Source organism: Rhodobaculum claviforme, from assembly GCF_016653255.1.
Taxonomy (GTDB): Bacteria; Pseudomonadota; Alphaproteobacteria; order Rhodobacterales; family Rhodobacteraceae; genus Rhodobaculum; species Rhodobaculum claviforme.
In genome coordinates this window covers 1-22,778 of record NZ_NHSD01000278.1, presented here as the reverse complement: position 1 = coordinate 22,778, position 22,778 = coordinate 1, and the positions used below count along the sequence as shown (strand labels likewise).

The window sequence follows — 22,778 nt, the reverse complement described above, 5'->3', positions numbered from 1 at the left end:
CCCCGCCCCCACCACCAGCACCCGCGCGTCGCGCAGCCGCTTCTGCCCCTCGCCGCCGGGGTGGGCACGCTGGGGGTGATCGACGACGACCGGGTGGAGAACTCCAACCTCCAGCGCCAGATCATCCACACCGACGGGCGTATCGGGATGCCCAAGGTGTTTTCGGCGCAGGCGGCGGTGGAGGCGCTGAACCCGTTCATCACGCTGCGCCCCTACAACCGCCGGCTGAGCGACGCCATCGCGGCCGAGCTGTTCGCCGATTACGACATCATCCTGGACGGGTCGGACAATTTCGACACCCGCGCGCTGGTGAACCGGGCGGCGGTGGCGGCGGGCCTGCCGCTGGTGTCGGCCGCCATCGCCCAGTGGGAGGGGCAGATCGGCGTGTATCACCCGGCCGCCGACGGTCCCTGCCTGGCCTGCGCCTTTCCCGACCGTCCCGCCCCGGGCCAGGTGCCCAGCTGCGCCGAGGCCGGGGTGGTCGCCCCGCTGCCGGGGATTCTGGGCGCGATGATGGCGGTCGAGGCGATCAAGCTGATCACCGGGGCGGGGCGGCCGCTGACGGGGCGGCTGATCCTGCACGACGCGCTGGAGGGTGAAAGCCGCCAGATCCGCGTGCCCCGCCGCCTCGATTGCCCGGTCTGCGGCGGCGCCTGACGGGTCAGGGAAAGATCAGCACCGGCACCGGGCACACCCGCATCAGCTCCAGCGTGGTGGAGCCGATGAACAACTGGCGCAGGCGCGAATGGCCGGACTTGCCCAGCACCAGCATGCCGATCCCATGCGCGCGGACACAGGCGGCGATGGCTTCCTCGGGGCCGCCCTCGGCGTGATGCTCGGTGACGGCAAATCCCGCGGCGCGCAGGCGCTCAACGGCCGCGACCATCCGGTCGGCCTTGCCGCCGGCGGTCAGCACATGCGCCTCGGCCCCCTTCAACAGCGGGCTGTCGCAGACCCGTTCGACCGCGCGGGTGGCCGAAGCGCCGCCGTCGAAGGCGATCAGGAACGTCTCCACCGGGCGAAAGGCGCGGCTGACCACCATCACGGGGCGGGTGGAGGCGCGCACCAGACGTTCCAGGTTGGAGCCGAGGTGGACCATCTCGCCGCTGGCGTCCTCGCCGCGCTTGCCGATCAGGGCAAGGCGCGTGGTCTCCATCATCTCCTCCAGCGCCTCCACGGGGTCGCCGCGGCGCAGGCGGGGGGTGACCTCGATGTCGGCGGCCGCGATCATGCGCGCGCGCCCGTCGTCGAGGATCGCGCGGCCGCGCTCGACCGCCAGCGCGGCGCGGTCCTGGTCATGCCGGGCAAGCTTTTCCAGCAGCGCCCGGCGCGCGCCGAGGCGCAGGTTGCCCGACAGGTCAGCCGGCGCGCTGGAGCTGTCGGGACGGCCCAGCGCATGCACCAGCACGACCGGCGCGCCCAGGTGGCCTGCGGCCCAGGCGGTGTGGTCGCACACGCTCGCGGCATAGGTGGAGCCGTCGATGAAGGCGGCGATGGTGTCCATGTGCTCTCTCCTCCGCCGGTGTCAGTGACCGGCCGTCAGCTTGTCCAGCGCGCCGGGCTTGTGATGTTCGCCGAGGCGGTCGACGATGGTCTCGGAGGCCTCGTTCATGCCCACGAGGTCGACCCGGGCCCCCTCGCGGCGGAACTTCAACACCACCATGTCCACCGCGGCAACCGACGAGATGTCCCAGATATGCGCGCCCGAGACGTCGAGGATGACCTCGTCCAGCGCCTCGCGGTAGTCGAACGCCGCAAGAAAATCCTCGACCGAGGCGTAGAACATCTGGCCTTCGACGATGTAGCGGCGCGACCGGCCGTCGGCCGACAGCTCGGAGCGCACGCGGAAGATCTGCGCGATCTTGGCGGCGAAGAACACCCCCGACAGCAGCACGCCCGCCAGCACGCCGTACGCCAGGTTGTGCGTCACCACCACGATGGCCACCACCGTCACCATCACCGCCGAGGAGCTGACGGGGTGCACCGCGAGGTTCTTCACCGAGCTCCACGAGAACGTCCCGACAGAGACCATGATCATCACCGCCACCAGCGCCGCCATCGGGATGTTGCGCACGAAATCCCCCAGCACGAGGATCAGGAACAGCAGGATCACCCCGGCCGAGAACGACGACAGCCGCGCACGCCCCCCGGATTTCACGTTGATGATCGATTGTCCGATCATCGCGCAGCCACCCATGCCGCCGATGAAGCCGGTGGCGGTGTTGGCCACGCCCTGGCCCACGCACTCGCGGTTCTTGTTGGAGGTCGTGTCGGTCAGCTCGTCCACGATTGACGCCGTCATCAGGCTTTCGAGCAGGCCCACGATGGCGACCGCCAGCGACACCGGCAGGATGATCTGCAACGTCTCGAACGTCAGGGGAATGTCGGGGATCAGGAACACCGGCAGCGAGTCCGGCAGCGCGCCGATGTCGTCGATGGTTCGCACGTCGGTGCCGGTGAACCACACCACCCCCGTCAGCAGCACGATGGCAATCAGCGGCGAGGGCACGGCGGTCGTCAGGTACGGCAGGCCGTAGATGATCGCCAGCCCGGCGGCCACCAGCCCATAGGTGACCATCGGCACGCCCACCAGTTCGGGGATCTGCGCCATGAAGATCAGGATCGCCAGCGCGTTGACGAACCCCGTCATCACCGAGCGCGAGACGAACTTCATCACGAACGCCAGCTTCAGGGACCCGATGGCGATCTGGATCAGCCCCGCCAGCACCGTCGCCGCCAGCAGGTATTCCAGCCCGTGGTCGCGCACCAGCGTCACGAACAGCACCGCCGTGGCCGCCGTCGCCGCCGAGATCATGCCCGGCCGCCCCCCCACGATGGCCGTGATCACCGCGATGGAGAACGACGCATAGAGCCCCACCCTGGGATCCACCCCCGCGATGATGGAGAACGCGATCGCCTCGGGGATCAGCGCCAGCGCGACGACGAGGCCCGCCAGAAGCTCGGCCCGCGGGTTGCCCAGCCATTCGGCGCGAAAACGGTCGGTATACACCCTCAGGCGTTCGGTCAGGGTCATGGCGGAATCCGGTGGAGAAATGTTGGCCGGGGGATCGGCGCCCGGCGTAGCCATCGGCGCCCGCACTCCATGCAGGCCCGATCCTTGTTCAGGGGCGGCATAGACCAAGGCGCCGGTCCTGCGTCAACCCCCCCGGCATGGCACGCACAGCCGTCCCGCACCACGGCGCCCGCGCGCCGCCGCCTGTCACGGGATCAGCCCCTCCGGCTGGTCGTGGCAGTACCGGCTGATCTCGCCCGCGCGGGTGATCCAGACCTCGGGGCGCGGGGCGGCGATATGGGTCAGCGCGCGCCGCAACTGGCGCAGGCGGTGCGGCTGGCCCACCAGATAGGGGTGCAGCGCGATCCCCATCACCAGCGGCTGGGCGCGCGATTGCTCCAGCATCTCGTCGAAGGTGTCGATCAGGGTGTCGGCGAACTGCGCCGCGCCATCCTTGCGCGCGACGATGGCGGGGATGTCGTTGGCCTCCTGCGGATATGGGATCGACAGGATGCGGCCGGACCGCGTGCGCATCCACACCGGCTGATCGTCCATGCACCAGTTCAGCGTGTAGGTGTAGCCCGCCTCGTGCAGCAGATCGGGCGTCACGCGGCTCTCGGCGATCCAGGGGGACAGCCAGCCCTGCGGGGGGGTGCCTTCGGCGGCGGTGATGGCGGCGGTGGCGTCCGCGATCAGGGTGCGCTCGTCGGCCTCGGACAGGGTGCTCTGGCGTTCGGCGTTGGTGCGGCCGTGGCCGACCACCTCGTCGCCGCGCGCGCGCCAGGCGGCCATCAGCTGAGGGGCGTAATCGTACATCGCGCTGTTGGCCAGAACGCTGGCCGGCAGGCGCAGCGCGTCGAACATCTCCAGCATCCGGAATGCGCCGACCCGGTTGCCGTAATCGCGCCAGGCATAGTTGAGGATGTCGGGCTGCGGCCCGCCCGGCGCCAGCTCCGCGCCCAACCCCTCGCCAAAGGCGAAGTGTTCGAGGTTCAGCCCGATGTACACCGCCAGCCGTGCGCCCCCGGGCCAGCTGTAATCGGCCCGTTCGGTGATGGGGACGTAGTCGTAGCGCCCGTGGCCGGGCAGGCTCATAGCGGCGCCTCGGCCAGACCCGCGCGGTCCAGCAGGATTTCGGCGCTGTCGTTCCACACGTCGGTGCGCACGATCTTGCCCGCGCGCACCACGAAGCAATCCATGTAGCGGTTGCCGTCAAACGGCGTGCCGTCGGGCCATTCCCCGTACAGATGGCCGGTATTATAGACGTGGATGTCGCCGGTGTCGGGGTCCAGCGCGGCATCGGTGCGCAGGAACCGCTTCTTGACCCAGGCATAGCGTCTCGCGTTGAACCCCGCGCTTTCGGCCGGGCCGTGGAAATGCCGGCCCCCGGTGAAGATCAGCTCGAACCCGGGCGCCAGACAGGCCGAGGCGCCTTCCGGGTCCGGCACCATCGAGCGCTCCAGATAGTGTTCCACGAGGGCCTTGGCCTCGAGCAGGGGATCGGGGGTCGGGGTCATCGGTGCTCTCCATCCGGCAAGGGCAGGGTCTTGGGCAGGCCCATGGCAGGGCAGTCGGCAGCCGGAGCCGCCGATCCATGGGGTTGCGCCGGGATGCGGCGGCGTCAAGCGGGAACGCGCGATGGACCTGGTCCGGCGCGCCCTGCGGGGGGTGTCCCGCGCAATCCCGCGCCGTTTTTGCGGGGGTGGGGGGCCTCAGCGTGGGGTGTCGGATGGCTCGGGGCCGGTCGCCACGTCGCGCACCAGCCGCGCGACATGGCTCAGCTGCCCCGCGAGGGGATTGGTGCGGCGCCACACCATGCCGATGGTGCGCACCGGGCGGGGGTGCGACAGGCGCGCGATGGACACTGGCGCGCTGCGGGCCTCGATCGCCACGGCCATTTCGGGGATCAGGGTCACGCCGATGCCGGCACCGACCATCTGCACCAGCGTGGTCAGCGAGCTGCCCTCCATCAGGTCGCGTGGCTCGGGCCCCGAGGGGGCGCAGAACGACAGCGCCTGGTCACGAAAGCAGTGTCCCTCCTCCAGCAGCAACAGGCGCATGCGCGGCAACATGTCGGGGCCCGGCACGGGGCGGTCCGCGTCGGCAAGGGCGCGCACCAGGACAAACTCCTCGGAGAACAGCGTCTCCTCGTGCAGGGCGGGTTCGGACACCGGCAACGCCACCAGTGCCGCATCCAGCCGCCCCTCCAGCAAGCCCTCGATCAGCTTGGCCGTCACCGCCTCGCGCGGGAAGGGCTCGATGCCGGGGGTGCGCGCGGCCATGGCCTTGATCACCGCCGGCAGCAGATAGGGCGCCACCGTCGGGATCACCCCCAGCCGCAGCCGCCCCGTCATCGGATGGAGCGCCGCGCGGGCGAGATCGTCAAGCTCGTCGACGGCGCGCAGGATGTCGCGCGCACGTTCGGCAAACGCCTCGCCCAGGCTGGTCAGCCGCACCTGGCGCGCGCCGCGTTCGATCAGCGAGGCGCCCAGCACCGCCTCCAGCTCCTTCATCTGCAACGACAGCGCGGGTTGCGAGATCGCGCAGGCCTCGGCGGCGCGGCCGAAGTGGCTGTGGCGGGCCAGCGCCTCGAAGTAGCGCAGCTGCTTCATGGAAATCCGTGTCATTGGGTTTCCATATCGGTTTGATAAGATAATGCAAGTTTTATTGATGAAGGCACTGTGCTACGACCGCGTCATCAGGGTTGGCGGATTCGCGACACGCCCCGAACCCGCACCCACGCATTGCGAAGCAGCAAGAGGTAGAGAACCCATGGACGGCAACAACACACCGATGACCGGCAAATGCCCCGTCATGCACGGCGGCAACACCCAGAGCGGCACCGGCGTCATGGATTGGTGGCCCAACGCGCTGAACCTCGACATCCTCCACCAGCACGACACCAAGTCCGACCCGATGGGCCGGTCCTTCGACTATCGCGAGGAACTGAAGTCCCTCGATGTTGCGGCGCTCAAGCAGGACCTGCATGCGCTGATGACCGACAGCCAGGACTGGTGGCCGGCCGACTGGGGCCACTACGGCGGGCTGATGATCCGCATGGCGTGGCACGTCGCGGGCAGCTACCGCATCGCCGACGGGCGCGGGGGCGGCGGCACCGGCAACCAACGCTTTGCGCCGCTGAATTCGTGGCCGGACAACGCCAACCTCGACAAGGCCCGCCGCCTGCTGTGGCCGATCAAGAAGAAGTACGGCAACAAGATCAGCTGGGCCGACCTGATGATCCTGGCCGGCAACGTGGCCTATGAATCCATGGGCCTGAAGACTTTCGGCTTCGCCTTTGGCCGCGAGGACATCTGGCACCCGGAGAAAGACATCTACTGGGGCGCCGAGAAGGAATGGCTCGCCCCCTCGGACGAGCGCTACGGCAGCGTGGACGACGCAGCGACCATGGAAAACCCGCTGGCGGCCGTGCAGATGGGCCTGATCTACGTCAACCCCGAAGGCGTGAACGGCGAGCCTGATCCGATCCGCACCGCCGCCCATGTGCGCGAAACCTTTGCCCGCATGGCCATGAACGACGAGGAGACCGCGGCCCTGACCGCCGGTGGCCACACCGTCGGCAAGTGCCACGGCAACGGCCGGGCCGAGAACCTGGGCCCCGCGCCCGAGGCCGCGGGCCTCGAGGAGCAGGGCATGGGCTGGATGAACCATTCCACCCGCGCCGTGGGCCGTGACCAGGTGACCTCGGGGATCGAGGGCGCGTGGACCACCCACCCGACCAAGTGGGACGGCGGGTATTTCCACCTGCTGCTGAATTACGAGTGGGAGCTGAAGAAATCCCCCGCCGGCGCCTGGCAGTGGGAGCCCGTGAACATCCGCGAGGAAGACAAGCCGGTGGACGTCGAGGACCCCTCGATCCGTCTCAACCCGATCATGACCGATGCCGACATGGCCATGAAGATGGACCCGGTCTATCGGCCCATCATCGAGAAGTTCGCCGCGGACCACGACTACTTCTCCGACACCTTTGCCCGGGCGTGGTTCAAGCTGACCCACCGCGACATGGGGCCGAAGGCGCGCTATGTCGGGCCCGAAGTGCCGGCCGAGGACCTGATCTGGCAGGACCCGGTGCCTGCGGGCCGCACCGACTACGACGTGGCCGAGGTCAAGGCGAAGATCGCCGCGACGGGTCTGTCGGTGGGTGACATGGTCGCCACCGCCTGGGACAGCGCGCGGACCTTCCGCGGCTCGGACCTGCGCGGGGGCGCCAATGGTGCGCGCATCCGGCTGGCGCCGCAGAAGGACTGGGAGGGCAACGAGCCCGCGCGTCTGGCCCGCGTGCTGGCGGCCCTTGAGCCGATCGCGGCCGAGACCGGCGCCAGCGTCGCGGACGTGATCGTGCTGGCCGGGAACCTGGGCGTCGAGCAGGCGGCCAAGGCCGCGGGCTTCGACATCGAGGTGCCCTTCGCCCCCGGTCGCGGGGATGCCACCGACGAGATGACCGACGCCGACAGCTTCGAGCCGCTGGAGCCCGTCGCCGACGGCTTCCGCAACTGGCAGAAGAAGGAATACGTCGTCTCCCCCGAGGAACTGATGCTGGACCGCGCACAGCTGCTGGGCCTGACGGCGCCGCAGATGACGGCGCTGGTGGGCGGCATGCGCGCGATGGGCACCAACCACGGCGGCACCGCGCATGGCGTGTTCACCGACCGGCCCGGCGCGCTGACGACGGACTTCTTCGTGGCGCTGACGGACATGGGGTGGAAGTGGGTGCCCAAGGGCACGAACCTCTATCACATCGTGGACCGCAAGACCGGCGCGCAGAAGTGGACCGCCACGCGGGCGGATCTGGTGTTCGGCTCCAACTCGGTGCTGCGTGCCTATGCCGAGGTGTACGCCCAGGACGACAGCGCCGAGAAGTTCGTGCACGACTTCGTCGCCGCCTGGGTCAAGGTGATGAACGCCGACCGCTTCGACATCGCCTGATCCGCTGCCCGGCCTTCGGGCCGGGCCAGCCTGCGCAGGGGCGCCAGGCGTGACGCCCCTGCGCCGTTAAGAAAACCCCCGCAATCCGAAAGGGTTGCGGGGGTTTTTCGTTCGGTGCGGCCCGGTGCGGCGGGTCAGCCGTCGCCGGCGGCGGCCTTGGGGGGCGGCTTGGCGGCGGCGGTCTTTTTCGGCGCGGCCTTGCCGGTCGCGGATTTCTTGGCGGTGGTCCGGGTTGCCGTCTTTGTGGCCGTCTTCTTTGCGGCGGCGGGTTTCTTTGCCGGGGCCTTGGCCTTGGCGGTCTTGCCCGCCTTGGCCACGATCAGCTCCAGCGCCTGCTCCAGCGTGATCTCCTCGGGGGGCATGTCCTTGGGCAGGGTGGCGTTGATCTTGGCCCATTTCACATAGGGCCCGTAGCGCCCGCTCATCACCGAGACCGGGCCGCCGTCGGGGTGCTCGCCCAGCTCCTTGAGGGGGGCCGCCGCCGTGCGCCCGCCGCCGCGTGCGGCCTTCTGCGCCAGCAACTCCACCGCGCGGTTCATGCCGACGGTGAAGACCTCGTCGACCTCCGAGAGGTTGGCATAGCGCTTGCCGTGGCGGATGAAGGGGCCGTAGCGGCCGATCCCGGCCTCCACCGTCTCGCCGTCCTCGGGGTGGGGGCCGATGGGGCGCGGCAGGCTGAGCAGCATCAGCGCGCGCGCCAGATCCGTCGTCTCGGGCGTCCAGCCCTTGGGCAGGGATGAGCGCGGGGGCTTCGGCACCTCCTCCGTCGCCTCGCCGCGCTGGACATAGGGGCCGAAGCGGCCGGTGCGCAGGGTGATCGCGTCGCCGTCGTCATGGCCCAGCAGCATCCCTTCGGGGGGGATGCCGCTGCCCTCACCCGAGGGGGCCGACAGCGGGCGGGTGTAGCGGCACTCGGGGTAGTTGGAGCAGCCCAGGAACGCGCCGCCCGAACGCGCGGTGCGCAAGCTCAGCCGGCCCTTGTCGCAGCCGGGGCACAGGCGCGCATCCTTGCCGTCCTCGCGCGGGGGATAGAGGTGCGGCGCCAGCGCCTCGTCGATGGTCTCCAGCACCTCGGTGATGCGCAGATCGGCGGTTTCCGCCAGATGGGCCGAGAAGTCGCGCCAGAACCACTCCAGCACCTCCTTCCAGTCGCGCCCGCCGGCCGAGATGTGGTCGAGCTGCGATTCAAGATCGGCGGTGAAGTCGTAGCCGACGTAGCGGTTGAAATACGTCAGCAGGAAGATCGTCACCAGCCGGCCCTTGTCCTCGGGGATCAGGCGGTTCTTGTCCTTGCGCACATAGCCACGGTCCTGGATCGTCGTCACGATCGAGGCATAGGTGGAGGGGCGGCCGATGCCGATCTCCTCCATCTTCTTGACCAGCGTGGCCTCGGTGTAGCGCGCGGGCGGCTGGGTGTGGTGCTGAAGCCCCAGCACCGCCGCGCCCGCGGCCATCACCGCGGCCGGGTGGCGCGTCAGGCCGACGGCCTCCTGCGGGGCGGTCTCGCTGTCGGCCACGGCGCGGGCGAAGGCGGGCCCGTAGCCGCCCTCGGGCGACAGCGCCAGCGCCTCGCCCTCGGTCATCTGCGGCAGGCGCTTGCCATCCTCGTCGCCGTCGTCGTCGCGGCCTTCCTCGTAGACGCGCAGGAAGCCGTCGAACAGGACCACCTGGCCGGTGGCGCGCAGGCCCACCTCGCCGTCGCGGCTGGTGATGTCGACGGTGGTGCGTTCCATCCGTGCGCCGGCCATCTGGCAGGCGATGGTGCGCTTCCAGATCAGCTCGTAGAGGCGGCGCTGATCGGCATCCACCAGGCGCAGGCTTTCGGGACGCGCGAACATGTCGGTGGGGCGGATGCACTCGTGCGCTTCCTGGGCGTTCTTGGCCTTGTTCTTGTAGATGCGGGGCTTTTCGGGGACGTATTCGGCGCCGAAGAACTCGCCCACCGCCTTGCGCGCGGCGGTGACGGCCTCGGGCGCCATGTCGATGCCGTCGGTCCGCATGTAGGTGATGTGGCCCGCCTCATAGAGGCGCTGGGCCGCCGACATCGCCTGCTTGGCGCCCATGCCGAACTTGCGGCTGGCCTCCTGCTGCAGGGTGGAGGTCATGAAGGGCGGCGCGGGGTTGCGGCTGACGGGCTTGGCCTCCACCCCGGCCACCGCGAGATCGCGGCTGGAGACGGCCTGCACGGCCATTTCGGCCTGCGCAGCGGTGTTCAGGTCGAAGCGGTCGAGGCGCTTGCCGCTGAGGTTGGTCAGCCGGGCCTCGAACTCCTGGCCGCGGGGGGTGCGCAGCATCGCCGCCACCGACCAGTATTCCTGCGGGCGGAACGCCTCGATCTCCATCTCGCGCTCGACGATCAGGCGCAGGCAGACCGATTGCACCCGACCGGCTGATTTCGCGCCCGGCAGCTTGCGCCACAGCACCGGCGACAGGTTGAACCCCACCAGATAGTCCAGCGCCCGGCGCGCGAGGTAGGCGCGCACCAGTTCCATGTCGACGTCGCGGGGGTTGGCCATCGCATCGGTCACGGCGGCCTTGGTGATGGCGTTGAACACCACCCGGCGCACGGGGGTGTCCTTCTTCAGCGCCTTGGACTTGAACAGCGCCTCGGTCAGGTGCCAGCTGATCGCCTCTCCCTCGCGGTCGGGGTCGGTGGCGAGGATCAGTTCCGGGTCGGTCTTCAGCGCGTCGGCGATGGCGCGCAGGTGCTTGCGGCTGTCGGCCGCCACCTCCCACTTCATGTCGAATCCGTGTTCGGTGTCGACCGACCCGTCCTTGGGCGGCAGGTCCCGCACATGCCCGTACGAGGCGAGAACGGTATAGTTGTCCCCCAGGTACTTGTTGATCGTCTTGGCCTTGGCGGGGGATTCGACGACGACAACGGGCATGGGACCTCCGGACGGGCGGGCAGGGGGGCGGCAAGGCCGCGACGATCCTTCCAGCTATGGTGCGGCGATCTGCGTGGCAAGCCCGCAGCGTGTCAATGCGACGATCACGGGCGCGGGCCAAGGGGGGGCGGGCAGGTTCCCGGCCATGGCTCCGGTCATCGCCTCCGGTCATCGGCTCCGGTCAGGGGCGCGCATGGCCCACCCTGTCAGCGGCGAGGTCGGGAAAGCCGCGCAGGTACACGCGCACCAGTCGTTCGACGACCGGATCATCGGCGTGGTTCAACCCGTCGCGCGCCAGATCGTGCAGCGACAGTACCCCCGGCATCCCGCCCGACATCGGGTCCGCGAACAGATCCTGCATCCGGGCAAAGCCCATCTGCCATGCCCCGAAAGCGCGCGCGGCCACCGTGTCGCGCCACAGCACGATCAGGTTGCGATGCCGGGTATCGCGCGCGATGCGGTTGAAGCAGTCCGACAGCGCGTCCTCCTCGCCCTCCAGCACCTGGAGGAAGTTCTGGTCGTGATACAGCAGCATGCCGGTGATTCCGGTGGCTGCGTTGTTGCGCCGCGACACCGCCAGAAGCGCGCCCAGATCCTCGGGCGTCAGCGGGGCAGGGGCGGAGCTGAGGTAAATGATGCGTTGCATGGTCGGTTTTGTGGCGGGCTGTTCGGGGTGTTTTCCCGCACGGGAATTAACATTGCGTGACATTGCGCCCCCGTGTTCGGAATTGTGCTGCACCGCCGCGAAGGCTATCACGACGGGGCACATACGCCTGCACCACGCCCCCGCACGGAGCGCCGATCCATGAGCAGTTTTCGCAAGATCCTGATTGCCAACCGCGGCGAGATCGCCATCCGCGTGATGCGCGCGGCCAACGAACTGGGCAAGCGCACGGTCGCCGTCTACGCCGAGGAAGACAAGCTGGGCCTGCACCGCTTCAAGGCCGACGAGGCCTATCGCATCGGCGAGGGGCTGGGGCCGGTGGCGGCCTATCTGTCGATCCCCGAGATCATCCGCGTGGCAAAGCTGTCGGGGGCGGACGCGGTGCACCCCGGCTATGGGCTGTTGTCCGAAAACCCCGATTTCGTCGATGCGGTGGCGGCGGCGGGGCTGACCTTCATCGGCCCCTCGGCCGAGATCATGCGCCGGCTGGGCGACAAGGCCAGCGCGCGCCGCGTGGCCGAGGCCGCGGGCGTGCCGGTGATCCCGGCCTCGCCCGTGCTGGGTGACAGCATGGACGATACCCGCCGCTGGGCTGACGAGGTGGGCTTTCCCCTCATGCTCAAGGCCAGCTGGGGCGGCGGCGGGCGCGGCATGCGGCCCATCCGCGCGGCCGGCGAACTTGAGACCAAGGTCCGCGAGGGCCGGCGCGAGGCCGAGGCCGCCTTCGGCAACGGCGAGGGGTATCTGGAAAAGATGATCGAGCGCGCCCGCCACGTCGAGGTGCAGATCCTCGGCGACAGCCATGGCGGGCTGTATCACCTGTTCGAGCGTGACTGCACCGTCCAGCGGCGCAACCAGAAGGTCGTGGAGCGCGCCCCCGCGCCGTACCTGACCGAGGCACAGCGCGCCGAGATCTGCGAGCTGGGCCTGAAGATCGGCCGCGAGGTCGGCTATGTGAACGCGGGCACGGTCGAGTTCCTGATGGATATGGACACCGACCGGTTCTACTTCATCGAGGTGAACCCCCGCGTCCAGGTCGAACACACCGTGACCGAGGAAGTCACCGGCATCGACATCGTCAAGGCGCAGATCCGCATCGCCGAAGGCGCGACCCTGTCCGAGGCCACCGGCAAGCCCAGCCAGGGCGACATCGCGCTGGGCGGCCACGCGATCCAGTGCCGGGTGACGACCGAAGACCCGATGAACAACTTCGTGCCCGATTACGGGCGCATCACGGCCTATCGCTCGGCCACGGGCATGGGCATCCGGCTCGATGGCGGCACGGCGTATTCCGGGGCGGTCATCACCCGCTATTACGATTCGCTGCTGGAAAAGGTCACCGCCAAGGCCCCCACCCCCGAGGAGGCCATCGCCCGCATGGACCGCGCCCTGCGCGAGTTCCGCATCCGCGGCGTGGCCACCAACATCGACTTCGTCATCAACCTGCTGAAGCACCCGTCGTTTCTGGACTACACCTACACCACCCAGTTCATCGACACGACCGACGGGCTGTTCAAGTTCCGCAAGCGGCGCGACCGGGCGACCAAGATCCTGACCTATCTGGCCGACATCACCGTCAACGGCCATCCGGAGGTCGCCGGCCGGCCCCGCCCGCGCCCCGAGATCAAGGAGCCCCGCGCGCCCGAATTCGACGCGGCCCCGGCACCCGGCACCCGCACCCTGCTGGAGCGCGAGGGGCCGCAGGCGCTGGCGGACTGGTTGCGCGACCAGCCGCATCTGCTGCTGACCGACACGACGATGCGCGACGCCCACCAGTCGCTGCTGGCGACCCGGATGCGGTCGATCGACATGATCCGCGTGACGCCGGCCTATGCTTCGGCGCTGCCGCAGCTGTTCTCGGTCGAATGCTGGGGGGGCGCCACCTTCGACGTGGCCTATCGCTTCCTGCAGGAGTGTCCGTGGCAGCGGCTGCGCGACATCCGCAAGGCGATGCCCAACGTGATGACGCAGATGCTGCTGCGCGGCGCGAACGGGGTGGGCTACACCAACTATCCCGACAATGTGGTGCAGTTCTTCGTGCGCCAGGCCGCCGAGACCGGGATCGACGTGTTTCGCGTGTTCGACAGCCTGAACTGGGTGGAGAACATGCGCGTTGCCATGGATGCGGTGCTGGATTCGGGCAAGGTGCTGGAGGGGGCGATCTGCTACACCGGCGACATCCTCGATCCCGATCGCGCGAAATACGACCTCGATTACTATGTCCGGCTGGGGCATGAGTTGCGGGACGCGGGCTGCCACATCCTCGGGCTGAAGGACATGGCGGGGCTGCTCAAGCCCGCCTCGGCCGGGGTGCTCATCCGCGCGCTGAAGGAGGAGGTGGGCCTGCCGATCCACTTCCACACCCACGACACGTCCGGTCTGGGGGGCGCCACGATCCTTGCGGCGGCCGAGGCCGGGGTGGACGTGGCGGACGCGGCGATGGACGCGCTGTCGGGCAACACCTCGCAGCCGACGCTGGGCTCCATCGTGGAGGGGCTGCGCAACACGCCGCGCGACACCGGGCTGGACATGGGCACGATCCGGCGGATCAGCGATTACTGGGAACAGGTGCGCGCGCATTACGCGGCCTTCGAGACCGGGCAGCAGTCGCCGACCTCCGAGATCTATCTGCACGAGATGCCGGGGGGGCAGTTCACCAACCTCAAGGCGCAGGCGCGCTCCATGGGGCTGGAGGACCGCTGGCCGGAGGTGGCGCGCGCCTATGCCGACGCCAACGCCATGTTCGGCGACATCGTCAAGGTGACGCCGTCGTCCAAGGTGGTGGGCGACATGGCGCTGGTGATGGTGGCGCAGGGGCTGACACGGGCGCAGGTGGAGGACCCGAAGGTGGAGGTGTCGTTCCCCGATTCCGTGCTCGACATGCTGCGCGGCAATCTGGGCCAGCCCCCGGGCGGCTGGCCGGAGGCGATTTCCAGGAAGGCGCTGAAGGACGAGGCGCGGTTCACCGACCGCCCCGGCCTGCACGCCCATCCCATCGACATCGACGACACCCGCGCCCGCGTCATCGAGGAGCTGGAGGGCTTTCGCATCGATGACGAGGACCTGGCGGGGTATCTGATGTATCCCAAGGTGTTCCTCGACTACATGGGGCGGCATCGGATCTACGGGCCGGTGCGCACGCTGCCGACGCGGAACTTCTTCTACGGCATGGCCCCGGGCGAGGAGATCTCGGTGGAGATCGACCCGGGCAAGACGCTGGAGGTCCGGCTGATCACGCTGGGCGAGACCACCGAGGACGGCGACGTGCGGGTGTTCTTCGAGCTGAACGGCCAGCCGCGCACGATCCGGGTGCCCAACCGCAAGGTCAAGGCCGAGACCCCCCAGCGCCCCAAGGCGGCCGAGGGCAACCCCGCCCATGTCGGCGCGCCGATGCCGGGTGCGGTTGCGGCCATCGCCGTCAGCCCGGGCGCGAAGGTCAGCGCGGGCGACCTGCTGCTGACGATCGAGGCGATGAAGATGGAGACCGGCCTGCATGCGGACCACGGCGGCACCATCAAGGCGGTCCATGTCCAGCCCGGCGCGCAGATCGAAGCCAAGGACCTGCTGATCGAGTTCGAGCCCGAGGAGGGCTGAGGACGCTGCGCCTCAACCGGAGCCCCAACCGGAGCCCCAACCGGAGGCTGTCCCGGGGTCCGGCGCCGAGCCCTAGCCCGATCCGGAGCCCGGCGCCTCGGGGGCATCGAGCCCCCTCGGCCCCGGCGCGGGCTGCGCCGCGCAGGCCCGTGGCGGGTCACTCGCCCAGGATTGCCACGACGTAGGCGCGGGTCTCGGCGTAGGGGGGGATGCCGCCGTGGCGGGCCACCGCCTCGGGGCCGGCGTTGTAGGCCGCGAGCGCCAGCCGCCAGTCGCCGAAGCGGTCGTGCATCATCCGAAGGTAGCGTGCGCCGCCCTCGAGGTTCTGGTCCGGGGCGTGGATGTCCACCCGCAGCTGCGCTGCGGTGCCGGGCATCAGCTGGGCCAGTCCGATCGCGCCCTTGTGCGAGACCGCGCCCGGGTTCCACGCCGATTCGCGTTGCACGAGGCGCAGGAACAGATCCTCGGGGATGCGGTGACGTCGGGCGGCGGCGCGGGCGGGTTCCAGCCATGGCCCGGCGTAGCGCCCCTGGAACGGCGGGATCGCCGCGTCGCGGCGGCTCGACGGGGGCAGCAGCCGGACCGAGTGCGAATACTGCTGCGCCAGCCGCCCGTCCAGCAGCCGTGACTGCGCCTCCAGCGCGCGCATCCGTTCGGGCGAGGCCGGCAGCCCGCCCTGCGCCATTGCGTCCGTCGCCGTCAGCCCCAGGGCCAGCATCACTGTCCATCCCGCACGCATGGGACCCCCTTTTGCCACCTGACCATCCACATCCTAGCGGTCCTGTGGCCGCCGCGCCAGCCGCGGGCGGCTTTTCCCGCGCGCGGTGCTGTGGTGTAAGCTGTCGGGGACACAGGCATCAGAATCGGGGAGGGGCCCATGGCAGGCTCGGTCAACAAGGTCATCATCGTCGGCAACCTCGGGCGTGACCCGGAGGTCCGCACGTTCCAGAATGGTGGCAAGGTGTGCAACCTGCGCATCGCCACGTCCGAGACCTGGCGCGACAAGAACAGCGGCGAGCGGCGCGAGAAGACCGAGTGGCACAGCGTCGCGGTATTTTCCGAGCCGCTGGCCAAGATCGCCGAGCAGTATCTGCGCAAGGGCTCCAAGGTCTATATCGAGGGCCAGCTGGAGACCCGCAAGTGGCAGGACCAGTCCGGCCAGGACCGCTATTCCACCGAGGTGGTGTTGCGCCCCTATCGCGGCGAGCTGACGCTGCTCGATGCCCGCGGCGAGGGCGGCGGCGGCGGCGGCTCCCAGGGGGGCGGGTACCAGCGCGACGACGACTTCGGCGCCAGCCGCGCGCCCGCGGGTGGCATGGGCGGCGGACGCAGCGATCTGGACGACGAGATCCCGTTCTGAACTCTGTCGACCCGACCCGACCCGACCCGACCCGACCCGGTCCCGGCGCCCGGGAACACAGTCACATCCCTGGAGGTCCTTCATGCCTGATATCGGCGATCCCGCCCCCGATTTCACCCTGCCGCGTGACGGCGGGGATACGGTCACCCTGTCGGCCCTGCGCCCGCAGAAGGTGGTGGTGTACTTCTATCCCCGCGACGACACCTCCGGCTGCACCAAGGAGGCGGTGGGCTTCACCGAGGCCGCGGACGCCTTTGCCGCCGCGGACACCGTTGTCATCGGCATCTCCAAGGACAGCGTTGCCAGCCACGACAAGTTCGTGAAGAAGCACGGGCTGGGCGTGATCCTGGCCTCGGACGAGGGCGCCGACGTGTGCGAGCGCTTCGGCGTCTGGGTCGAAAAGGCGATGTACGGCAAGACCTACATGGGCATCGAGCGCGCGACCTTCCTGATCGATGCGCAGGGGCAGATCGCCCGGGTCTGGCGCAAGGTCAAGGTGCCGGGCCATGTCGACGCGGTGCTGGAGGCCGCGCGCGCCCTGTGACGCGCACCCCGTGCGGTCCCCCGTCCCGGCGGGGCCGCACCCTTGGCCCCCGCCGTGTCCGGGTTTCCGCATGACCACCTACCCGTCCGGATAAGTCGCCATCCGCTTGCGGTGGCACACTGTGCTTTCGCGGGCACGCGGCCGGACCGGCCCTGAAGTATCCCTGTCTCGACGCAAGCCGCGCAGTTGGCGCCGGTGCCGCACCCCCTCCGGGTGCAACGCCGGATCGGCCAGACGCGGATCGCCACACAGATGGGACCACACATGACCTTCAACCGCACCACGATGCCGACCTCGACCCCCCTGCGCCGCGGCCTTGGCGCCATGGCGGGGCTGATGATGGGGCTTTCCGCGTTGCCGGCCATGGCCGCCAGCTGCGAGACGACACAGGTGGAGTTCACCGTCACCCAGGGCGATGCCAGCATCAAGGGCTTCTGCGACTCGGGCAACGACTCCTGGAACGACACCACCGAGGTGTTCTCGCTCACCGGCTGGGTCACGGCCCAGAAGGTCGAGGACGGGGCCGCCGGCCCCCAGGGCGGCACGGTTCCGTCCTTCGACGCGGCGCCGGTCTCCCGGGGTGACGGGACCTGGTCGATATCCAACCCCGGCGCCTATGCCGATCTGGTCCTGGTCCTCAAGCAGGCCTCCGGCTTTGGCGCCTTCCGGCTCGATGCGGGGCAGGCGCTGTCGGGCAGCTGGAGCACCGAAGGGCCGGGTGGCAGCGTCGGCGTGCTGTCGCATGCGACCCTGTGGTACCGCCCCGATGGCGCCCGGATCGAAATCGGCCTTCCCGGCGGCGATGTCTGCTGCCCGTGCGGGGGCGTGCAGACCTTCAGCCTGCTGTCCACCACCTCCGACTGCGATGTGGACGACACCGGCCCGATCGTCCGCGATGACGAGGTGTTTCCCGGCACGGGTGGTGAGGGCGTCGGTGTCGTGCCGCTGCCGGCCGCGGGCTGGATGCTGCTGGGCGGCATGGGGCTGCTGGGCGGCCTCGGCTGGCGCCGGTCGCGCCGGGCCTGAGGCGGTCCGCATGGGGCCTGCGCCCCTGCCGCGCCCTCCCTTCCGGCAGCTGCCGCCGCGACACTGATCGCCGACTGCGATTCCCCGACTGCGACCCCTGATCCGCGAGGAGGCCTCCATGACCCGTTCCCAACGCCCAACCCGCAGCCCGTCCCGCAGCCAGTCCAACAGCCTGTCCCGTGGTACGCCGGCGCGGCGCCATGTGCGCAGCCCGCGCCAGCACACGCCCGCCTCGATCGCTGAGGCGGTGACGGGCCCCGTCGCCCTGCGCAACCTTGCCCGCCCGGTGGTGCCCGCCCGCCGCACCGACGACCGTCGATTGGCGGGCTGGGCCACGGCCGTCCTGTCCGTTCTCGGCTTGCGGGCGGGGCGCGACCTCGTCCACTGAGCGCCCGGCCCGAGGTGCGATTTTCCGCACCTCGGGCCGCAGGATCGTCTTGCACCCTCCCGACCGCTTGAGTATGAGGCAGGGGCATTGGGGCGTAGCCAAGTGGTAAGGCAACGGTTTTTGGTACCGTGTACCGTAGGTTCGAATCCTACCGCCCCAGCCAGAATTCCCGATCGATAACAGCCGCCCTGCGTGTGTTCCTCCGGACGCGACGCGGGCTGTGGTGCGCACGTCCGGGGGTCCTGCCGGTCTGCCGCGCGGTCGTTCCCCCCCTCTGCTCATGTGCGCGCGGCCGGTGATCTCTGCCCGGCCACGGACAAACCAGGCCGTCCGACGCCGGATCGGGCGGTCCCGCCGCCGTTGACCGCCCGGAGCGCGGCTGCTGGTGGCCCCGGCATGCCGGGGCGATGTGCCGGGGCAAAACCGCGGCCAGGGGGGCGCGCGTGGGCGCCGTGGCCCCCGGCGACGGGGTCCGAGCCGGGTGGAGGCCTGCATCGGAGCCCGCATAAGTGTCCGCATCGGGTGCCCGTATCGGGTGGCTGTATCGGGTGCCCGTATTAAGCCTGCGGAACAGATCCGCAAAAGGGGCGTTGTCGGAGTTGCCGTACCGATCCCGGGTGGCGCGACATGTTCCCTTTTCCGGATCGCAGGCCATGCGCGCGGCCAATGGTCCCTGCCGGTGTTTCGACCATGCCCAAGCCAAGCCCGCTCACCCTGAAGCTTTCGGCCTTTGTGGCCCTGTCCGACGCCGATCTGGCCACGCTGGCGGGGCTGGACCGGCGCCGGCGGCAGTTCCGGGCCGGCCACGAGATGCTGCACGAGGGGCAGACCAATGCCTCGGCCTTCATTCTGGCCCGGGGCTGGAGCTGTGCCTTCAAGCTGCAACCCAACGGAGACCGCCAGATCGTCAACGTCCAGATCCCGGGCGATTTCCTCGGGCTGCACAGCATCCTGTTCCGCACCTCGGACCACAGCGTCGAGGCGGTGACCCCGATCGAGGCCTCGGAGCTGCTTGCCTCGGACATCCTGGAGGCGTTCTCCAGGGCGCCGCGGCTGGCCAGCGCCGTGCTGTGGGCGGCCTCGCGCGACGAGGCGATGGTGGTGGAGCATCTGGTCAACATCGGCCGACGCACCGCCGAACAGCGCATGGCGCATTTCCTGCTGGAGCTGGGCGCACGCCTGAAACTTGTGGGGATCGGCGACAGCACGGGTTTTGACTGCCCGCTGACGCAGTATCACCTGGCCGATGCGCTGGGCCTCAGCGCGGTGCACGTCAACCGCGTCCTGCGCCAGCTGCGCGAGGCCGATCTGGTGCGGTTCCAGCACGGGCGCGTGGTCTTTGGCGACTTCGGCCGGATGGCGGCGCTGGCGGGGTTCGACATGGCCTATCTCGATCAGGACCACCCGCTGCTGCGCTGATCCGCGTGCAAGGCGGGCGGATGTCACGGATCCGGCGTGCGGGGGCGGCGTGCGAGGGCGGGCCATGTCGCCGCCGTTCCGGGGTCAATTCGGGGCCAGTTCGGATCCCGTGCCCGTGCCCGTGTCCGTGGCGCTGGCGCTGGCGTCGCGGGGGGGGCCTGCGGCTCGGCCTGCGTGGGTGTCCGGGCCCGGCGGAACGAAACGCCGCCGCCCGCGTTACCTGTTCATTCATCGAGGAGATGCCGAATGACCCTTCCTTCCAGACTGCTTCTGGTGCTTGCCACGCTTGCCCTTGCCGCCTGCAACACGGTCGAGGGCGCGGGACAGGACATCTCGCGCGCCGGCGGCGCCATCCAGCAGGAAGCCCGCGCGGCGAACTGACGCCGGTTGCCCCTGCCGCCGGCGGCTCAGCCGTCCGCGGCATCGGCGGCCAGCGCCAGCCGCACCAGCTCCGGCAGCGACGTCGCGCCGGTCTTGCGCATGACCGAGGCCCGGTGGTTTTCCACCGTGCGCTGGTTGATGCCGAGATCGGCGGCGATGATCTTGTTCGGTGCGCCCTGCAGCACCCGCGCCAGAACCTGGCGTTCGCGCGTGGTCAGCGCTGAAAACCGCGCCTGCGCGGTGTCGCGCGCGTCGGTCCTGGCCGGGCCGGTGTCGCGCGTCGCGATCGCCCGGCGCATGCTGGCCAGCAGTTCGGCGGCGCTGGCGGGCTTCTCGATCAGATCCGAGGCACCGGCCTTCATCGCCGCGACCGCGGTGCTGGCATCGCCATGCCCGGTCAGCATCACCGCAGGCAGCCGCGACCGCTCGGTCCGCAGCCGCGCGATCAGCGCCACGCCATCCATGCCCGGCAGCAGATTGTCCACCAGCAGGCAGGCGTCCCCCTCGGTCCGGGGCGCGGCGAGGAAATCCTCGGCCGAGGCATGGGTGACAACGCACCAGTCCTCGGCCTCGAACAGGTGGCGCATCGTCTTGCGGATCAGCGGGTCGTCGTCGACCACATGGATGGTGATGCCGGCGCCGCCGGGCCGGGGCGTGGGTTTCGGAAGGCTGCGGCGCCCCTGTTCCATCATCTCGCCGATCAGCGCCAGCAGCACCTCGGGGCGCACCGGCTTGGCGATCTGGTGGCACGCGGTCCGGGCGATGGCCCGGCGCGTGCCGGCGGTGATGTCACCAGTCAGGATGATGCTCGGCACCGCGGTCCCCAGCCTGTCGGCCAGCTTTTGCGCCAGCCCCAGGCCGTTGATGGCACCATGCAGGTCGAAATCCGTCAGCAGCACATTCGGGCGCGTCCCCGCGCGGTCGACCCAGGCCAGCGCAGAGCGGGCGTCGGGCCGGGCGATGACCTCGTGCCCCTCGGCCACGAGGACCTCGGCCAGCAGGTCGCGCAGGGGGGTCTCGTCCTCCACCAGCAGGATCGTGCCGGTCGGGCGCCGCGCGTGGGCCGGGCGGGGCGTGTCGGGTGCCGCCGCGGCCGTCCCCTCCGCCGCCACGGAGGTGGCGTGCGGGCCGGGCGCGTGGCGGGCAGCCGACAGCCGAGGCAGCGTGACCATGAACGCCGACCCCTTGCCGGGGACCGAACGTACGGTGACGCGATGCCCCATCAGCCGCGCCAGCCGCTGCACGATCGACAGCCCCAGCCCCAGCCCGGGCGCCGCCAGCGTCGCTGCGTTGTCGCCCTGGCGATAGGCGTCGAAGATCGCCTCGGCCTCGGAGGCGGACACGCCGACCCCGGTGTCGCAGACCACCATCACCAGATCCCCGCCACGCCGCCGGCAGCCCAGCAGGATGCCCCCCGTCGGCGTGTACTTCAGGGCGTTGGACATCAGGTTGCGCAGGATCTGCTCCAGCAGCCGCGGGTCGCTGTGGACGTGGCCGTCGCTGGGCACACAGCGCAGCTTCAGGCCCTTCAGCGCGCACTGGGGGGCATATTCGTCGGCGATTCGGCGCATCAGCGGCGCCAGCGCCACCGGCTGCATGCTGGCGCGGACGATCCCCGATTCGATGCGGTTCGCCTCCAGCATGGAGTCCAGCATCTCGGCCATCGCCATCAGGGTCTGGTCCATCAGGCTGGCCAGCCGCACCCCCTCGGTGGTGGATTTCTGTCCCGCCAGCAACCGGTGCAGCAGCGCCATGGATTGCAGCGGCTGGCGCAGGTCGTGGCTGGCCGCGGCCAGAAAGCGCGACTTGGCCCGGGTTGCCCGCTGCGCCTCGTTCGTCGCCGCACGCAGCGCCGCGTTGATGCGCTTGCGCTCCGAGATATCGAGATAGGTGATCACCACGCCCTCCACCACTCCGCCTTCGGCGCGGTAGGGCTGGATGCGGCGCAGGAACCAGACCCCGTCGGCCCCGCCGATCTCGCGCTCGCTCGTGCTGCGCTCGGCCAGGGTGGTGCGGGCATCGGCCATCAGCCCGGGGTCGGCCAGCACCGCCGCCAGATCACCCAGCGGGCGGCCGACATCGGACGGGATCACCCGAAAGACGGCCCGCGCCGAGGGGGTGAAGAAGCGGATGTTGAGGTCGAGGTCCAGAAACAGCGTCGCCACATCGGTGCTGAACAGCACGTTCTGCAGATCGTTGGCGGTGGTTCGGTGGCGCTCCAGCGTCTCCTGCAGCTGGCTGTTGAGGGCGGTCAACTCCTCGTTGAGGGATTGCAGCTCCTCCTTGGAGGCAAGGAGTTCCTCGTTGGTGGACTGGAACTCCTCGTTGATCGACAGCGCTTCGGCGGCGTCGGTCCTGTGGGCCTCGACTTCCTGCTCGAGGTCGCGCAGGGCATCGAACAGATCGCTGCGCGTGGCCTCCAGATCCGCTTCCATGTCGCCCACGCGGCGGTCGCCGGGGGCCGTGGACCCGGCGGGGGCCGCGGGGTCGGCGGGCGCGGCGCGCGGGGTGTCGATGAAGCACGCCAGCACCAGCGGCTCGGCCCCGGCCGACA

At 69.9% G+C, this 22,778-nt stretch carries 18 protein-coding genes, 1 tRNA gene and 1 other annotated feature; of the genes, 10 read left to right on the top strand and 9 right to left on the bottom strand.

Translation table 11 applies throughout. The annotated features are described in order from the left end of the window. Positions 1–657 (top strand): HesA/MoeB/ThiF family protein (locus CCR87_RS11395; RefSeq protein ID WP_201157646.1); only part of this gene is annotated, 657 nt, incomplete at its 5' end. Between the two features lie 4 nt (positions 658–661). Here the strand turns inward: CCR87_RS11395 and CCR87_RS11390 are convergent. The 5 genes from CCR87_RS11390 to CCR87_RS11370 all read right to left on the bottom strand — a co-directional run bounded on the left by CCR87_RS11390 (position 662) and on the right by CCR87_RS11370 (position 5,640). Further along, complete coding sequence (locus CCR87_RS11390) at positions 662–1,504, bottom strand: universal stress protein (protein WP_201157645.1); 843 nt, start codon at positions 1,502–1,504, stop codon at positions 662–664. Positions 1,505–1,525: 21 nt separating this feature from the next. Beyond that, a complete protein-coding gene (locus CCR87_RS11385; RefSeq protein WP_201157644.1) occupies positions 1,526–3,034 on the bottom strand; it encodes a SulP family inorganic anion transporter in 1,509 nt (502 codons plus the stop codon). A gap of 20 nt (positions 3,035–3,054) precedes the next feature. Continuing rightward, positions 3,055–3,121: a sequence feature (sul1 is cis-regulatory element that is thought to sense ions involved in sulfur or methionine metabolism; They are found in Alphaproteobacteria), on the bottom strand. Between the two features lie 99 nt (positions 3,122–3,220). Next, on the bottom strand, positions 3,221–4,108 hold the full coding sequence (locus CCR87_RS11380; RefSeq protein ID WP_201157643.1) for a polysaccharide deacetylase family protein: 888 nt from the start codon (positions 4,106–4,108) through the stop codon (positions 3,221–3,223). After that, the gene (locus tag CCR87_RS11375; RefSeq protein ID WP_201157642.1) at positions 4,105–4,530 is read right to left on the bottom strand and encodes a nuclear transport factor 2 family protein; all 426 of its coding nucleotides are present in this window, start codon (positions 4,528–4,530) and stop codon (positions 4,105–4,107) included. Before CCR87_RS11375 ends, CCR87_RS11380 begins: the two co-directional genes overlap by 4 nt. A gap of 195 nt (positions 4,531–4,725) precedes the next feature. Further along, positions 4,726–5,640 carry a hydrogen peroxide-inducible genes activator gene (locus CCR87_RS11370; RefSeq protein ID WP_201157641.1) on the bottom strand — a complete coding sequence of 305 codons (915 nt, stop codon included), beginning with the start codon at positions 5,638–5,640 and terminating at the stop codon, positions 4,726–4,728. A 145-nt stretch (positions 5,641–5,785) separates the two neighbouring features. On the opposite strand from CCR87_RS11370, the gene katG reads away from it, so the two are divergent. Then, positions 5,786–7,960 (top strand): catalase/peroxidase HPI, encoded by a 2,175-nt coding sequence (gene katG / locus CCR87_RS11365; protein ID WP_201157640.1) that lies wholly within the window; start codon positions 5,786–5,788, stop codon positions 7,958–7,960. A gap of 134 nt (positions 7,961–8,094) precedes the next feature. On the opposite strand, the gene topA is transcribed toward katG, so the two are convergent. After that, complete coding sequence (gene topA, locus CCR87_RS11360; RefSeq protein WP_201157639.1) at positions 8,095–10,848, bottom strand: type I DNA topoisomerase; 2,754 nt, start codon at positions 10,846–10,848, stop codon at positions 8,095–8,097. A gap of 181 nt (positions 10,849–11,029) precedes the next feature. After that, positions 11,030–11,494, bottom strand: coding sequence for a BLUF domain-containing protein (locus CCR87_RS11355; RefSeq protein WP_201157638.1), 465 nt, complete (start codon positions 11,492–11,494; stop codon positions 11,030–11,032). A gap of 159 nt (positions 11,495–11,653) precedes the next feature. On the opposite strand from CCR87_RS11355, the gene CCR87_RS11350 reads away from it, so the two are divergent. Beyond that, entirely contained in the window at positions 11,654–15,106 is a 3,453-nt protein-coding gene (locus tag CCR87_RS11350) for a pyruvate carboxylase (protein WP_201157637.1), read from the top strand. 157 nt (positions 15,107–15,263) lie between these two features. On the opposite strand, the gene CCR87_RS11345 is transcribed toward CCR87_RS11350, so the two are convergent. Then, entirely contained in the window at positions 15,264–15,845 is a 582-nt protein-coding gene (locus tag CCR87_RS11345; protein WP_201157636.1) for a lytic transglycosylase domain-containing protein, read from the bottom strand. Positions 15,846–15,983: 138 nt separating this feature from the next. Between CCR87_RS11345 and ssb the strand changes: the two genes are divergently transcribed. The 7 genes from ssb (at position 15,984) to CCR87_RS11310 (ending at position 20,224) form a co-directional block, all read left to right on the top strand. Further along, positions 15,984–16,466, top strand: a complete 483-nt coding sequence (gene ssb, locus CCR87_RS11340; RefSeq protein WP_201157635.1) for a single-stranded DNA-binding protein — start codon at positions 15,984–15,986, stop codon at positions 16,464–16,466. An 82-nt stretch (positions 16,467–16,548) separates the two neighbouring features. Continuing rightward, a complete protein-coding gene (gene bcp / locus CCR87_RS11335; protein ID WP_201157634.1) occupies positions 16,549–17,010 on the top strand; it encodes a thioredoxin-dependent thiol peroxidase in 462 nt (153 codons plus the stop codon). Positions 17,011–17,274: 264 nt separating this feature from the next. Beyond that, entirely contained in the window at positions 17,275–18,036 is a 762-nt protein-coding gene (locus tag CCR87_RS11330; protein WP_201157633.1) for a hypothetical protein, read from the top strand. 118 nt (positions 18,037–18,154) lie between these two features. Then, positions 18,155–18,424, top strand: coding sequence for a hypothetical protein (locus CCR87_RS11325; RefSeq protein WP_201157632.1), 270 nt, complete (start codon positions 18,155–18,157; stop codon positions 18,422–18,424). Positions 18,425–18,512: 88 nt separating this feature from the next. Next, positions 18,513–18,587: transfer RNA gene (locus CCR87_RS11320), tRNA-Gln, on the top strand. A 527-nt stretch (positions 18,588–19,114) separates the two neighbouring features. Further along, the gene (locus CCR87_RS11315; protein ID WP_201157631.1) at positions 19,115–19,843 is read left to right on the top strand and encodes a Crp/Fnr family transcriptional regulator; all 729 of its coding nucleotides are present in this window, start codon (positions 19,115–19,117) and stop codon (positions 19,841–19,843) included. A gap of 246 nt (positions 19,844–20,089) precedes the next feature. Further along, entirely contained in the window at positions 20,090–20,224 is a 135-nt protein-coding gene (locus tag CCR87_RS11310; RefSeq protein WP_201157630.1) for an entericidin A/B family lipoprotein, read from the top strand. A 26-nt stretch (positions 20,225–20,250) separates the two neighbouring features. On the opposite strand, the gene CCR87_RS11305 is transcribed toward CCR87_RS11310, so the two are convergent. After that, positions 20,251–22,778, bottom strand: a 2,528-nt coding sequence (locus CCR87_RS11305) for a response regulator (protein WP_201157629.1), incomplete at its 5' end; no start/stop codon positions are given.